Raw genomic sequence first — 15,065 nt, 5'->3', positions numbered from 1 at the left:
TCGGCGCGAGCGTCTGGTGAAAGCCGATCGCCGCCATCGCGATCATGCAGATGATCAGCGGAAAGGCGACGAAGTCCCAGCCGTTGGGTAACAAACGCCATGCCGACGCATTGGCGGTACGTTTCAGATCGAAACTGAAGTTCATCAGGCGACTTCCAGTCAGAGATGATTCGACGCATGGCGAGCCCACACGCCTGGAAAACAAAAACTACGAAACAAGCGATTTGAAGCGGCGCCAGAACGCGACCCACTTGAGGGCTTCGCGCGGCTGCGACGCAGGCACGGCATCAGGGTGGACGTCCTGAGCGTGCGAATGCTGGACGTGCGGCAGATTGGGCAGGAGGAGGCCGAAGTTCATGGTATTGCTCCGGGCGTGACACGTCACGCCATTCAGCGGAAGCCCGAAGACCTGGCGCGGCCTCCCATCAACGAGGCGGCAACGGAGATCTACGCGCTTCCTTCACACAAAGGGAAGGTGTAGCGGCGTATGGGACAACTATCAGGGTCCGGCATGGGACACTCCTTGTCGGCGTACTCATTGGCGTATCGCTTGCCTCTTTAACGGCAAAAATACGCGCGTGTTTAGCCACGCGCCTGCTCGCGCCGGCGAATAAATATTCAATGGCGCGCTCAAGCGCTGCCGCGAGTTGGACACTCGCGACGCGATGCCCGATGAACACGTGCGGCACGCTGCGTTCATAGGGCGCTAATCAAGGTGCACGGAGAAAAAACTGCGGCGCGCACCGTCTGCCTGCTGGCAAGACGGCGGCTGAAGAATGAGGCGCGGACGTCCTGCCGCTCAGGCGGCGAAATCTATCGAAGATGTCGAAGATCGACTACAGCTACTGTCCAAGGCATCAGCCCCATTTGTGACGACGGCGGAATTCTAGACATTCTGATAATAGAAAGTCAACTTGATTCACTCAGCAGAGCCCGCATAACGAAGGGCTTTCACGGGTTTCATGACTCCTTTTTGCTCGCGGCATTTTTATGTTTCTTTTGCTTGCCTCGTTGCTTGTGACGCGAATACAGCCCGCCCCTCCGTTGAATCGCGGCCGCAACACACTGCTTGCGATGCCGGCAGCGGCCATCAGGCGATCCGCCACAACCGATCGGCAACGAGGCGATCGTGGGCCTGAGAACCGCTATCACGTTCCAGTGCAGGTCAGTCACGAACCTACAGATTGATCTGGCCACCCAGTTCGACTACGCGGTTCGCGGGCAGACTGTAGTACTCGGCCGCCTGCGCTGCGTTGCGTCCGAGGAACGCAAAGAGCTTTTCGCGCCACAGCGCCATTGCCTTGCTCTCGCCGGTGGCAATCACCGTGTCGCGAGCGAGAAAGAACGAAGTATCAGCGGGCTCGTATTGCCAGTCCGGGATCTGCCTCGCGACCAGCAGCAAGATGGCGGGCACATTGGGTATTTCCATGAAGCCATGGCGCACCGCAACCGAATAGCATCCGTGGCCCAGATCGTGCACGGTCAGCTTCTGATCGTCCGGCACGTGCGGCACGTTGTCGGTCGTACCCGCCAGAAAAATGTTGATCCGGTGCATCACGCGGTTGTGCTTGAGGTTGTGCATGAACGCGGACGGTGTCATGCCCGCCACGCCGCCGGGAAATACTGCCGTGCCGTCGACGCGCGGCGGCACATGCGAGCCGCCGCACAGCGAGTGAATCAGGCCGTCGAGCGGAATGTTGTCGGTTTTCATGCGCTCCACCACGACCTCGCGACCGCGATGCCAGGTGGTCATCACCGCGAACAGCACGCCACCGGCCAGCAGCGGAAACCAGCCGCCCTCGAATACCTTGCTGACGTTGCTGGACACGAACACCGCGTCGATCAGCGCAAGCGGACCGATCACGACTAGCGTCGCGAGCGGCTTCCAGTGCCACAGCGAATGCGTGATGAAATACATCAGCAGCGTGGTGAGCAGCATCGTCGAGGCGACGGCGATGCCATAGGCCGCCGCCAGATTGTCCGAAGACTTGAAGAACACCACCAGAAACACCACCGCTGCATACAGCGACACGTTGATGAACGGCACGTAGACCTGCCCGACCTCGTGGGTCGACGTGTGCACCACTGGAATGCGCGGCAAGAAGCCTAGCTGGACCGCCTGCTTGGTCATCGAAAACGCGCCGGAAATCACCGCCTGCGAAGCGATGATCGTCGCCGCCGTCGCCAGCACCACGAGCGGTACGAGCGCCCAGTCCGGAGCCGACTCGAAGAACGGTTGCTCCACGGCAGCAGGTCTTGCCAGCACGAGCGCCGCCTGACCGAAGTAGTTGAGCACGAGGCTCGGCAACACAAGAAAGAGCCACGCAAAGCGAATCGGCTTTTTGCCGAAGTGCCCCATGTCCGCGTACAGCGCTTCACCGCCGGTCAGCGCGAGGAACACCGAACCCAGCACCACGAAGGCCGTGCCTGGCGCGTGACTGACGAAGGCCACGGCGTACAGCGGCGACACCGCCTTGATGATGCCCGGGCCCGCGACGATGTGCAGCAAGCCCAGCGCCGCCAGCGTGAGGAACCACAGGATCATGATCGGGCCGAATACCTTGCCGACCGTCCCTGTCCCCCGCTTCTGCAGCTTGAAAAGACCGGTGAGAATGACGAGCGAGATGGGGACGATCCACGCGGTCAGCTTGGCGTCCACCAGCGTGACGCCTTCTACCGCCGAGATGACTGAAATGGCGGGCGTGATCATCGAATCGCCGTAAAACATCGCGGCGCCGAATACGCCGAGCGTGAGCAGCAGGTTGCTCACGCGCGCCGGCGCCACGCGCGACGCCAATGCGGTGAGCGCGAGGATGCCGCCTTCGCCGTCGTTGTCCGCACGCATCACGAAGCTCACATATTTGAGCGTCACCACCGCGATGATCGACCAGAGAATCAGCGACACAATGCCGAACACGTTGGGCTGGGTAATACCGCCCGCGGCTTTCAGGCATTCGCGCAATGTGTAGAGCGGACTGGTGCCGATGTCGCCGAACACCACGCCAATCGCGCCCAGCACGAGACTGGGTGCGGCGTCGACGGTCTGGCTGGCGTGACGGGAGGCAGATGAGGACATAGGATGGCGTAAGTGAATTGAAATTAACGGCGCACGCGAGCGGACCGGCGCCGAACGCGATGATGGCGCCCGTACCGGCATGAAGTTGAGCTTGTACCAGCTTCTCGATACAGTGCGGTGAAAATTTGCCAGAATCTGCGCATCGCGATGCCTGCATGTCGGCGCGCAAGCCGGCGCACGTGAGGCCGACGGCACATCGACAGTCCGGCGCCTAGCGCAGTTTCCAGATTCCCCAGATGGCGATCAGCAGTGCCAGGCCAAAACCGCCGCCCAGCAGAATGTAGGTATCCATGGCTCGATCCTTGAAACGAAGCTTGCTGCGGGAACGGCGCTGTGTGGCCGCCAGGCCCGCACAGCGTCGCGCATTGTGCGCTAACGGCATCTGAGGCGACCGTTTCGCCGCATACTACCTTTGCTTCCTTTCAGAACCCATGACGCGGTTTCGCAGCCCGCATGACGCGAACCGGGCACGAGAATTGGCACAACTGAATATCTCAGTAGAACGTAATGGTTTGCATCCAGACATGCGCGCCCGCTAAACGACACCATTGAAATCGCGTCACGCACACGCTCAAATGAAAAAGCCCGCGTGGCATTCGCCAGCGGGCTTCCCATTATGCTTGGTTGCGGGGACAGGATTTGAACCTGTGACCTTCGGGTTATGAGCCCGACGAGCTGCCAGACTGCTCCACCCCGCGTCAGAGAAAACGGATTGTATAGAGATGTCGGCGAATCGTCAAACAATGGTGCGGATTATTTTCTGAAGTCAAAGATCAGCGACCGATGCGCCTTCCACCTTGCCGTCGATAATGTCCGCACCGTACTGGCTGGCACTGCGCTTGGCGATGCCGAAATCGGAAAACGTGGCCGGCCGCACCAGACGAAACACGCGGCTCGCTTTCGAACCGCTGATCGCACCCGGGCGGCACACGCGTACTGCAACGTCATAACCTTCGGCGTGCCGCTTGTGACCGTCGAACTTGTCGAATTCCCGCGAGAACACCAGCGGGTGCACTTCAAAGTCCTTGTAGAGGACTGGATAGAGTTCAGCCATGGCACTTCCCCGGTACATGAGTATCGTCCCACTATACGCCGCGCCATGACGCCGCCTGGGATTTATTTTCCTGGCATACAGCCTGAGTTATCAAGGGTGGGACGACGCAGGCGAAGTGGCGAGGAAATCCACGAGCGCGCAGATATCGTCGCGGTACTCGGACGGTTCGAAGATTTCGCCGGCAAGCGCCTTGCAGGTGCTTGCGTCGGCCGCGTTGCCGTTAGCGTGCGTACCTTTACCGTTACCGCTACCGCCAGCGGCAGCGGCAGCGTGAGGCTGTGTGCTTTGCAAACGCCCGCACATCGTGCCCAGCCGCTCGAGCAATTGATGCTGCTGCGGCGTCGCGCCGCCCAACAGCGCGGCAAGCGAGGCACATCCCGCGTAAGTCGCGGTCAGTAGCGTGGCGCTCTGCGTTGCCGGCGCCGTTGACGTCGGCGTGTTCGTTTCGGCCGCTGCGGGGAACCGCTCGGACGTGGCGCCGAGCACCATCCGCTCCGTAATGCGCGCCACCTCGGCGAGACCGCGCTCATGGCCGGTCTGAACAATCAGACGAAACGCGCGCGTATACAGCAGGTCGCCCAGCAACACGCCGACCGCCGGGCCGAGCGATAACAGCGGCTCGTCGGGGTTCGCGCGCGATTGATCCGGCAGATTCGCGTGGCCGTCGAGCGACAGCACGATGAGTTCCATTGCAGCCGCAAACGCATGCAGCGTCGATGCGTCGAGCGGCTCCGCTGCATCGTTACCGAGCGCGCGAGTGCCCAGCATCAGAAGCGAACTCGCGACGAACCGGTTGCGCGCCACTGCGGCTCGCACGATGGTGTCGACAAAGCCGAGATGCGCGGACTGGCCGGATTCCATCAGACGCGTGACCGCCACCAGATCAGAGGAAAGGTGGCGCGTCCAGGGCAGAGATTGGCGATCGTTCATTGAGGTCTGGTGCAGACAGCATTGGGGGCGCTGCAGTCGCATGAGTGGTCTTCACCACGATGCTATCAGCGAAGCGACAAACGCACCGCACAACCGGGCAAAGCCTGAGCTTGCGTGAGAAGTGGCGGCGGCGTGCTCAGTTGCGCAAGACAATAAGGGCTTCGAAGTTTCTTCGTGCCTTAACCTGCGCAACGCACGCCTCATTGTTGCGCCGCGGGCGTGCCTTGCCGGTTCGCGCATTCCGCGGTGGCGTCCATGCTGGCCTTGTCCGGCGTCGTATACGGGCCTTTGACGTCATACACCTTGTCGATAATGGCGACGATCGCCTGACGGTCGGATTCATCCTTGTAATACTGCGCCGCCTGATTCAGCGCTTGCGCCTTGGTCTTCTTGTGAATCCGCCACGAGGCCACCTGCCCCGCAATATCGCCTAGCGCAAAACATTGATCGTTGACCGTTTGCGCCAACGCCTGTGAGGCCGGCTGTGCAAGGCAAATGGCCAGTGCCGCTGATACAACAGCTTGCTTCATGACTCAATCCTGTCGAGAGTGGGGCCGCCCTGCGTCGAAGCGATGACGTCCCGTCACCGCGGCGCCCCAACCGAAATGGCGATAGTTTAACGAGAAGTGGGCCGCAAGGTTGGCGGGGCTCGCGCATCGACGTGCTTCGGGTTGTCCTCGCGCAGGATTTTTCGATTCGGAAACGGGCGGTTATCATCTCGATCAACGACCCAACAAAGATGCCGCACATGAAAATCGCCACCTGGAATGTCAATTCGCTGAAAGTTCGCCAGCAGCATGTGATCGACTGGCTCGAAACGAGTCACATCGACGTTCTGTGCCTGCAGGAACTCAAGCTGCCCGACGAAAAATTCCCGCGCGCCGATCTCGAAGCCAAAGGCTATCGAAGCTGGTTTGCCGGGCAAAAAACATATAACGGTGTCGGCATTCTGGTGCGCGAGGGCCTGAACGTCGACGAAAGCACGGTTGTGCGCAATATCCCCGGCTTTGAAGATCCGCAACAGCGCGTGATTGCCGCAACCATCGAAGGCGTGCGTATCATTTCGGCCTATTTCCCCAACGGCCAGGCGCCGGGCACCGACAAGTTCGCCTACAAGCTGCGCTGGCTTGCTGCGTTGCACGACTGGGCGGCGGGTGAGCTCACTCAATACCCGAAGCTCGCGCTGCTCGGCGATTACAACATCGCGCCGGAAGACCGCGATGTACACGACCCGAAAGCGTGGGAAGGACAGAATCTCGTGTCGCCCGAAGAGCGCGCGGAATTCGTGCGGCTGGTCGGACTGGGACTCGTGGATGCGTTCCGCCTGTTCGATCAGCCGGACAAGATTTTCTCGTGGTGGGACTACCGGATGCTCGCGTTTCGCCGCAATGCGGGCCTGCGCATCGACCACATCCTGCTGTCGAAACCGCTCGCTCAAGCCTGCACATTCTGTGACGTCGACAAGACGCCGCGCAAATGGGACCAGCCGTCGGATCATGCGCCAGTGGTGGCGCAGATCGACTAACGCGCAACGAGGGCGCCGTCTGCGCGCCCTCGGTCTCCTCTACGCGGACTTCGAACCACCGAGGCAGCCCCACAGGAACTCGTACTCCATTGCATCATGCACGGCCTGCTCCAGTTCATCGGAGCCGCCGCCATGGCCGCCGTCCGTGTTCTCCCTGTACCACACGCGTGGCGCACCCAGCGACTGCATGCGCGCCACCATCTTGCGCGCGTGACCGGGATGCACGCGATCGTCGCTCGTCGAAGTCGTAAACAGTACAGGCGGATACACCACGTCCGCGCTCACCTGATGGTACGGCGAGTAAGCGGCCAGCACGCGCGCCTCGTCCGGCTCGTCTGGATCACCGTATTCGTCGATCCACGAGGCGCCCGCATGCAACAGGTGATAGCGGCGCATATCGAGCAAGGGCACTTCGCACACCACCGCGCCGAACAGGTGAGGCCGCTGCACCATGCACGCGGCGACCAGCAGGCCGCCGTTGCTGCCGCCCTTGATGCCCAGTTGCGCGGGCGTGGTCACGCCCGCGGCGACGAGCGCTTCGGCGACCGCAATGAAGTCGTCGAACGAGCGCTGCCGATGCTCGCCCTGCGCCGCGCGATGCCACTCGGTGCCGAACTCGCCGCCGCCGCGAATATGCGCCACCGCGAACACCCCGCCCTGCTCCAGCCAGCCGATCGCCGTTCCGGTCAGGTAGCTCGGCGTGAGCGGAATCGCGAAACCGCCGTAGCCGGTGAGCAGACAGGGGCGCGGGCTGGTTGGCGCACCCGCTGGCGCATCGAGCAACGCGCGTGGGCCGACGATCGTATAAGGCACGCGCGTACCGTCGGCGGATTGCGCGTGGCCTCGCTTCACGGTGTACGGCGCCGCGTCGAACTGCGTCGGCCAGCGGTCGAGCAACGCCCACTCGGCGAGATCGTCGCGCGCCAGATCGGCCATCCAGTATTCGGGCGGCAAAAGGTAATCGTCGACATCGACATAGACCTCGTCGTTGAGAGTCGGCTCGATCGGCGAGACATCCACCTGCGAGCTTTCGCGCGCGGGGAACGCGCGCGAGATCCAGGTCCACGCTCCATCGCCCGGCTGCTGCGGTTGCCATAGCACCGTCTTGCCCTGCACATCGTCCAGATACGAGACGATCAGATGATGCCGTGTATGCGTCCAGTCGCACGCCGAGGTCTGCGCGTTTGCCGTAAAGAGCGGCACGAAGCGGCGTGCGCCTGCGAGAAAGTCGCTCTCGCGGATGACGAGCAACGAGCCGCCCGGATAGTGCGCGTCCTCGCACGCCCAGTCGAGGCGCGGCTCGAACAGCAACCACCCTTCCCATCCGCCCACGCCGACATGCGATGGCACGTCGTAGCGCTGCCATGCGCCGGCGGCATCCAGGTAGAACGTGTCCGAATCGAAAAAATCGACGCTGCGTGTGACCGTATGCCGCACGTCGATCGGGTCATAGTTCGCGTCGACGCTGATGTCGTCGAACTCGCCGCGAAATACGACCGGCGCATCGGCGAGCGCGGTGCCACGCGTCCAGCGCCGCACTTCGCGCGGATAGCCGGAGCGCGTGAGCGACTTGCCACCCTTGTCCCAGCCGACATAGACCGTATCGCGATCGATCCACGACACCGCATGCTTGCCGGCCTTCGGCACCACGAAGCCGTCGCTGAGAAAGCACTGCGCAGCGAGATCGAACTCGCGCACCACCACGGCGTCGGAACCGCCGGGCGACAACGTCACCAGAGCACGATCGCCATCGGGATAGAGGATGTCGAGTTCGACACAGACCCACGGCGTATTTTCGGCGGCACCGAGCGCGTCGAAATCGAGCAGGTTCTGCCATTCATGGGTGCCCTTGCGCCAGTTCGCCCACGGCGTACGACGCCAGATGCCTTTGGGATTGGTCTCGTCCTGCCACAGGTCATAGGCCCACTCCTGCCAGCGATCCGGAATCACCGGCCGCTCACGCGGCAGATACGCCGCGGCCAGACGCTGCGTGAGCGAATCAAAGCGCGCCCCGGTGCACCACGCGGCGCGCGTGCGCGCGTTCTGCTGTTCGACCCACGCCAACACAGCCGGATCGTCAAGCGATTCAAGCGACAGAAAAGGGTCGGGAGAAAGCGGCCATGTCACAGCCCGGGAAGCGGATGAAGCACGAGAAGCGGAAAGAGGCATGGTAGGCCGTCGTAACTGAACAACGCCAATTATGCCTTGTGATCCACAAACGACCGGGGGCGCCGCTTTTCAGCAGCGCCCCCGCGTCAACTCGGTGCTACCGCAACCACCGCGCGAGCATCAAGGCTCGAGGTTGAGCTCCTGAATCTTGCGCGTGATCGTATTGCGGCCAATGCCAAGGCGTTCGGCCGCTTCGACCTTGCGTCCGCGCGTGAAGTCGAGCGCTTCGCGAATCACCGCCGCTTCGAAGCGCCGTGCGAGCTCGTCCATCACGTCCGCCGCGTTTTCACGCAGCATCCGCGCAACCTCCGTACGCAGGCCGCTTTCCCATGCGCTGACCACCGTGCTCGCCGGCATGCCGGGCAGCGAGGGCGCCTGCGGACTCAACACCGCGCCGTTTGCGCCGGTCTGACCCACGCCGCCGTTCGCCGGGTCCGTGCCCAGCGCACCGCCTGCGGCGATTTCCGCGCCGCCTGCTTGCGCAGGCATCAGATCGGGAGGCAGGTCCTTGATTTCGATGGTCTGGGCCGGCGCCATCACGGTCAGCCAGTTTGCGAGGTTCTCCAGTTGCCGCACATTGCCCTGGAACGGCAATGAGGCAAGATACGCGAGCGCCTCTTCGGATACGCGCTTTGGCTCCACGCCCAGATCGCGCGCACTCTTCTGCAAGAAGTGACGCGTCAGCAACGGGATGTCTTCACTGCGCTCGCGCAACGCCGGCAAACGCAGCCGGATCACATTGAGGCGGTGGTAGAGGTCTTCGCGGAACAGACCTTGCCGCACGCGCGATTCGAGATTCTGGTGCGTCGCGGCAATCACGCGCACATTCGCGCGCAACGGATTGTGACCGCCGACCCGATAGAACTGGCCATCGGAAAGCACGCGCAACAAACGCGTTTGCAGATCGAATGGCATGTCGCCGATTTCATCGAGAAACAGCGTGCCGTTCTCAGCCTGTTCGAAGCGGCCCTGGCGCATGGCCTGCGCGCCGGTGAAAGCGCCGCGTTCGTGGCCGAATAGTTCGGACTCCAGCAGATCTTTCGGAATCGCCGCGGTGTTCAGCGCAATGAACGGACCGTTCGCGCGTGGGCTATGTCGGTGCAGCGCACGTGCGACAAGTTCCTTACCGGTGCCTGATTCGCCGGTAATGAGCACGGTTGCAGCAGAATGGGACAGACGGCCGATCGCGCGAAACATGTCCTGCATCGCGGGGGCCTGGCCGAGCATTTCTGGTGCATCGGCGACCCGTTCGTCCCACGTTTGCTCGCCGCGCATGCTTTCGTCGACGGCGCGGCGAATCAGTTCGACCGCCTTGTCGACGTCGAACGGCTTGGCGAGGTATTCGAACGCACCGCCCTGAAACGCGGCGACGGCGCTGTCGAGATCGGAGAACGCGGTCATGATGATGACGGGCAAGCCCGGCACCTTGTCGCGCACCGTTTGCAGCAATTCGAGGCCCGAACCGCCGGGCATGCGGATGTCCGACACCAGCACCTGCGGGCTGTCGTGATCGAGCGCGACTGCCGCATCGCGCACGTTCGCGAAGCTGCGCGTCGCGAAGTTCTCACGGGCAAGGGCTTTTTCTAGCACCCAGCGTATCGATTGATCGTCGTCTACTATCCAGATCGGCTTCATATGGTCGTCAGAAGTCTTTAGGTGCGTGTGGTATTAGCAGTCGAGCGGCAGCAGAATCTGAAACTCGGTGTGGCCCGGCCGGCTCTCGACTTCGATCAGGCCATCGTGCTGCTGCACGAAAGTCTGCGCGAGTGTGAGTCCCAGACCGCTGCCATCTTCACGCCCCGAAACGAGCGGATAAAAAATGCGGTCGCGAATCTCATCGGGAATGCCAGGTCCGTTGTCGATGATATGCAAGTCCAATGCCAGCTTGCACAAGCGTTTTGAAACCGTGATCTTGCGCGCGATGCGCGTGCGCAATTCGATGCGCGCGTCGCCCTGCGAGATCCGCTCGCGCAATGCCTGCGCCGCATTGCGCACGATGTTGAGGACCGCCTGAATCAGTTGTTCCTTGTCACCGCGCAGATCCGGCACGCTCACGTCGTAGTCGCGTTCGACCGTGAGACCGCGCGGGAACTCCGCCAGAATCACGGCGCGCACACGCTCACAGACTTCGTGGATATTCACATCACCGACGATATGCGGATGACGGTGCGGTTCGAGCAAGCGGTCCACCAGCGTTTGCAGCCGGTCCGATTCCTTGATGATGACCTGCGTGTACTCGCGCAACTCGTCGCGTTCGCGCACACCGAGTTCGAACTCGAGCAGTTGCGCGGCGCCGCGAATGCCGCCGAGCGGATTCTTGATCTCGTGCGCGAGATTGCGGATCAGTTGCTTGTTGACCGCGGTGAGATCGTTGATGCGCTCTTCGCGGTCGGTGCGCAGATGCCGCTCGTTTTCGAAGAGCTCCAGCAGCACGTAGTCCTGCGCGCCTTCGAGGAAACCGACGATCGCATGCACATGCAAAGGTTCGTGTCCCTGGCGCTCCAGCACCGCGTCGAGGTGGGTGGCGTGAAAACGGTGTTCGGCGATTGCCGCGATGGTCGCCAGCAATTCGTCCGCGTTGGTAAAGATATCCGGCCACGCCATTTGCGTGAGTTGCCGGCGCGACAGATCGAGCATCGACTCCGCGGACGGGTTCGCAAACGCGACCCGCAGGGTGCGCTTGTCGAGCACGAGGACAACGGTGGGCAATGCCTCGAAGCCTGTCAGCAGACCGGATTCGACGAGCTGCGCGTTTTCCGACAGCGGCTCGGCATGACCTTTTCTTGCTTTGATCAGATTCTTCAAAACCATCTTGCAGTCTGGCCGATGAGAGATGGTGAGTCAGCAAACGTCCGCGCGTTGCAAACTGCCGCGCAAACGTTGCATAAGGCCTAACAAAAAAGGGACGGCGCCGCCGTCCCTGTGTGACCCGTTGATCAGTCACGCGCGTCGGACGTGCGCTTCGCCACAACTGCGGGGCGAAGCGCCATCGCCGCTTACAGCGAGTAGTACAGTTCGAACTCGACCGGGTGCGTGGTCATACGCACGCGTTGCAGTTCGGCTTCCTTCAGTTCCAGGTAAGCGTCGATCATCGAATCCGTGAACACGCCACCGCGCGTCAGGAACTCGCGGTCGGTGTGCAGGGCTTCCAGCGCCTGGTCGAGCCCGGCACACACGGTCGGGATCTTTGCATCCTCTTCCGGCGGCAGGTCGTACAGGTTCTTGTCGGCTGCTTCGCCCGGATGGATCTTGTTCTGCACGCCGTCCAGACCCGCCATCATCAGTGCCGAGAAGCACAGGTACGGGTTGGCCATCGGATCCGGGACGCGCGTTTCGATACGGCGGCCCTTCGGGTTGCTCACGTGCGGAATACGGATCGATGCCGAACGGTTGCGCGCCGAGTAAGCGAGCTTGACCGGTGCTTCGAAGTGCGGCACGAGACGCTTGTACGAGTTCGTCGTCGGGTTGGTGATGGCGTTGAGCGCGCGAGCGTGCTTGATGATGCCGCCAATGTAGAACAGTGCGAATTCCGACAGGCCGGCGTAGCCGTTGCCTGCGAACAGGTTCTGACCGTCCTTCCAGATGGACTGGTGAACGTGCATGCCCGAACCGTTGTCGCCGACCACCGGCTTCGGCATGAAGGTCGCCGTCTTGCCGTACGTGTGCGCCACGTTGTGCACGATGTACTTCAGTTGCTGCGTCCAGTCAGCGCGTTGAACCAGCGTCGAGAACTTCGTGCCGATCTCGTTCTGGCCCTGGCCTGCCACTTCGTGGTGATGCACTTCAACCGGGATGCCGATCTGTTCGAGCAGCAGACACATTTCCGAACGGATGTCCTGGAACGAATCCACCGGTGCGACCGGGAAATAGCCGCCCTTCAGACCCGGACGGTGACCCGTGTTGCCGCCTTCGAATTCCTTGCCCGAGGACCACGGTGCTTCTTCCGAACCGATCTTCACGAAGCAACCCGACATGTCCGTGTTCCACTGGACCGAGTCGAAAATGAAGAATTCCGGTTCCGGACCGAAGAACGCGGTGTCGCCGAGGCCCGAGCTCTTCAGATAGGCTTCTGCACGCTTTGCCAGCGAACGCGGGTCGCGCTCGTAGCCCTTGCCGTCAGCCGGTTCGACGACGTCGCAAGTCAGCACGAGGGTCGACTCTTCATAGAACGGGTCGATGAAGGCCGTATTGGTGTCCGGCACGAGCAGCATGTCCGACGCCTCGATGCCTTTCCAGCCGGCAATCGAAGAACCGTCAAACGCATGGCCGCTCTCGAACTTGTCTTCGTCGAATGCCGACACCGGCACCGAAACGTGTTGCTCTTTACCGCGCGTGTCGGTGAAACGGAAGTCGACAAACTTGACGTCCTCGTCCTTGACGATTTGCATGACGTCGGCCACGGATTTACTCATAACCTATCTCCTGATTAACGAATTGGCGGATTTAGCCGCCGCCCAAATCTAGCTGACCCGTCGCGGCACGTCTACCTCGCATTTCATTCATGCGCAAGCGAACCCCGAAAACTGCCCGACCGATCGATCGGCACCAAATAAGCAGCTTCCATGCCATGTATGCGCCAAGGCGGCGCAAAGCCTGTTCTCACGCGCGTTGACGGGGAATCCGCGCACCCTTACAAACGTGAACGGACCCTGTTTGCCCCACCCGTGGCACCATGATAGTGCAATCGCCGGATGCCCCTCTTTGGAAATCCCTATCATGGGGCATTCGACCAGCACCGCACCTTTTCGGGGCATTTCCTCGTGCGCGCTTCGTGAACTCGCGGGTCGCGGCGTGCAGCACGCATGACGGAGCGCTCGCGCTAGAATGGTCATTTGGTCCGAAGGAGATTTGCTGTCATGAGTACGCTCGAACAGTTGTACGCGCAGGCCGAAAAGCGCCGTCTCGACAACCAGCTGCCCTACGCGGGCGCGGTATCGCCCGCCGAGGCCTTCGAGCTTCTCCAACTCGACCCGCGTACCCGCCTCGTCGACGTGCGCACTCGCGCGGAACTCGACTGGGTGGGCCGGCCGGTGATCGGCGACGGACAGTACGCGCATGTCGAATGGACGCGCTATCCGGGCGCGGTGCCGAATCAGGAATTCCTCGCGCAACTGAGCCAGGTGGCGACACCCGATACGCCGGTGCTGTTCCTGTGCCGCAGCGCGGCGCGCTCCAAACTGGCGGCGATCGCCGCCACACAAGCGGGCTTCGCGAAGGCGTTCGACCTGCTGGAAGGTTTTGAAGGCGACAAGGACGGCCAGGGGCATCGCAAGATGGTCTCGGGCTGGTGCTTCCGTGGGTTGCCGTGGATTGGGGCCTGAGTTTCCCCGAACCTGAGCCGCACGCCGGCGACGCATTGACTGCATCGTCGGCGCGGGATGTGACAGGACAATGATGCAGTGCTGCGCGCCGCGCGCTCACGGCGCGCGAACTTCCGGGGCCGCGGTCTTGCCTGGCGGATCAGTTACGCGGCTTTTCCGGGGCCGGCGTCTCGTGTTCGATAATGTCGCCGCCTAGCAGATGCACCCCCTCACGCAGCTTCACGAACGCTGCGGCGACAGCTTCCGGCTCACCCTTCACGCCGAGATCGATGTGGCGGCGCGCATAGATACCGCCCCGCTCCGCGTCTCCCACACTCGGCAAGCTGAACACGCGGACGCCCGGGAAGTCGTGCTCGATCTTCTCCATCAGCGGCGTCAGCGTCGATTCCGGCAATTCGAATACCAGCAGCGACTTTTCCGCATGCGGCATGGCGTGATGCAGATGCGCGTAGCGCGTATCCAGCACCCACTCGATCATTGGCCATGCCATCACCGGGAAGCCCGGCACGAAATGGTGATCGCCAACCGAGAAGCCCGGAATCTTGTTGTAGCCGTTCGGGATGATCGACGCGCCGCGCGGATACGTGCCCATGTTGAGGCGGTGACGGTTCTCGGGCGAATCGATGTCGAGCGGAGTCGGCGAGTTGGCCGGATGCATGTCGCGAATCCGCTCGCGGATCAGCTCCGCCGCTTCCGGGTGCAGTTCGAGCGGCACGTCGAGCGCCGCAGCGGCGCATTGCCGCGTGTGATCGTCCGGTGTCGCACCGATGCCGCCCGTCGAAAACACGATATCGCCCGAGGCGAGCGTGCGGCGCAGGGTCGCGGTGATGCGCTCAGGATCGTCGCCAATGTACTCCGCCCAGCCAAGCGACAACCCGCGTGCGGTCAGCAGTTGAATGACCTTGGGCAGATGCTTGTCGACCCGCCTGCCCGACAGGATTTCGTCGCCTATGATGATGACGCCAAATGCCATTGCGGCCTCTCAGATAA

The 15,065-nt window shown here is 62.1% G+C and carries 12 protein-coding genes, 1 tRNA gene and 1 pseudogene; 2 read left to right on the top strand and 12 right to left on the bottom strand.

Going from position 1 to position 15,065, the window contains the following annotated elements:
• From VGH41_RS24055 to VGH41_RS24025, 7 genes and pseudogenes are all read right to left on the bottom strand, one after another.
• Nucleotides 1–145: pseudogene (locus tag VGH41_RS24055) on the bottom strand (ABC transporter permease); the annotation flags it as partial.
• Between the two features lie 63 nt (nucleotides 146–208).
• On the bottom strand, nucleotides 209–358 hold the full coding sequence (locus VGH41_RS24050) for a hypothetical protein (protein WP_331600154.1): 150 nt from the start codon (nucleotides 356–358) through the stop codon (nucleotides 209–211).
• An 819-nt stretch (nucleotides 359–1,177) separates the two neighbouring features.
• Nucleotides 1,178–3,076, bottom strand: coding sequence for a potassium transporter Kup (locus tag VGH41_RS24045; protein WP_331600153.1), 1,899 nt, complete (start codon nucleotides 3,074–3,076; stop codon nucleotides 1,178–1,180).
• Between the two features lie 621 nt (nucleotides 3,077–3,697).
• Nucleotides 3,698–3,774 (bottom strand) — tRNA-Met (locus tag VGH41_RS24040).
• A 68-nt stretch (nucleotides 3,775–3,842) separates the two neighbouring features.
• Nucleotides 3,843–4,130, bottom strand: a complete 288-nt coding sequence (locus VGH41_RS24035) for a hypothetical protein (protein ID WP_331600152.1) — start codon at nucleotides 4,128–4,130, stop codon at nucleotides 3,843–3,845.
• 90 nt (nucleotides 4,131–4,220) lie between these two features.
• A complete protein-coding gene (locus VGH41_RS24030; protein WP_331600151.1) occupies nucleotides 4,221–5,060 on the bottom strand; it encodes a hypothetical protein in 840 nt (279 codons plus the stop codon).
• A gap of 200 nt (nucleotides 5,061–5,260) precedes the next feature.
• Nucleotides 5,261–5,590, bottom strand: coding sequence for a hypothetical protein (locus tag VGH41_RS24025; protein WP_331600150.1), 330 nt, complete (start codon nucleotides 5,588–5,590; stop codon nucleotides 5,261–5,263).
• A 218-nt stretch (nucleotides 5,591–5,808) separates the two neighbouring features.
• Between VGH41_RS24025 and xth the strand changes: the two genes are divergently transcribed.
• Entirely contained in the window at nucleotides 5,809–6,585 is a 777-nt protein-coding gene (xth, locus tag VGH41_RS24020; protein WP_331600149.1) for an exodeoxyribonuclease III, read from the top strand.
• Between the two features lie 39 nt (nucleotides 6,586–6,624).
• On the opposite strand, the gene VGH41_RS24015 is transcribed toward xth, so the two are convergent.
• The 4 genes from VGH41_RS24015 to glnA all read right to left on the bottom strand — a co-directional run bounded on the left by VGH41_RS24015 (nucleotide 6,625) and on the right by glnA (nucleotide 13,166).
• Nucleotides 6,625–8,754: a prolyl oligopeptidase family serine peptidase gene (locus tag VGH41_RS24015; protein WP_331600148.1), complete on the bottom strand. Its 2,130-nt coding sequence runs from the start codon at nucleotides 8,752–8,754 to the stop codon at nucleotides 6,625–6,627.
• A 120-nt stretch (nucleotides 8,755–8,874) separates the two neighbouring features.
• The gene (gene ntrC, locus VGH41_RS24010; RefSeq protein ID WP_331600147.1) at nucleotides 8,875–10,389 is read right to left on the bottom strand and encodes a nitrogen regulation protein NR(I); all 1,515 of its coding nucleotides are present in this window, start codon (nucleotides 10,387–10,389) and stop codon (nucleotides 8,875–8,877) included.
• 33 nt (nucleotides 10,390–10,422) lie between these two features.
• On the bottom strand, nucleotides 10,423–11,565 hold the full coding sequence (gene glnL / locus VGH41_RS24005) for a nitrogen regulation protein NR(II) (RefSeq protein WP_331600146.1): 1,143 nt from the start codon (nucleotides 11,563–11,565) through the stop codon (nucleotides 10,423–10,425).
• A gap of 185 nt (nucleotides 11,566–11,750) precedes the next feature.
• Nucleotides 11,751–13,166: a type I glutamate--ammonia ligase gene (gene glnA, locus VGH41_RS24000; RefSeq protein ID WP_331600145.1), complete on the bottom strand. Its 1,416-nt coding sequence runs from the start codon at nucleotides 13,164–13,166 to the stop codon at nucleotides 11,751–11,753.
• Nucleotides 13,167–13,610: 444 nt separating this feature from the next.
• Here glnA and VGH41_RS23995 point away from each other — a divergent pair, with 444 nt between their 5' ends.
• Nucleotides 13,611–14,075 carry a rhodanese-like domain-containing protein gene (locus VGH41_RS23995; RefSeq protein ID WP_331600144.1) on the top strand — a complete coding sequence of 155 codons (465 nt, stop codon included), beginning with the start codon at nucleotides 13,611–13,613 and terminating at the stop codon, nucleotides 14,073–14,075.
• Nucleotides 14,076–14,214: 139 nt separating this feature from the next.
• On the opposite strand, the gene VGH41_RS23990 is transcribed toward VGH41_RS23995, so the two are convergent.
• Nucleotides 14,215–15,048, bottom strand: a complete 834-nt coding sequence (locus tag VGH41_RS23990; RefSeq protein ID WP_331600143.1) for a competence/damage-inducible protein A — start codon at nucleotides 15,046–15,048, stop codon at nucleotides 14,215–14,217.
• Nucleotides 15,049–15,065 lie beyond the last annotated feature (17 nt).

Source organism: Paraburkholderia sp. (genome assembly GCF_036488795.1).
Taxonomy (GTDB): domain Bacteria; phylum Pseudomonadota; class Gammaproteobacteria; order Burkholderiales; family Burkholderiaceae; genus Paraburkholderia.
The sequence above is the reverse complement of the archived record's forward strand: the minus strand, read 5'-3'. Positions and strand labels throughout refer to the sequence as shown.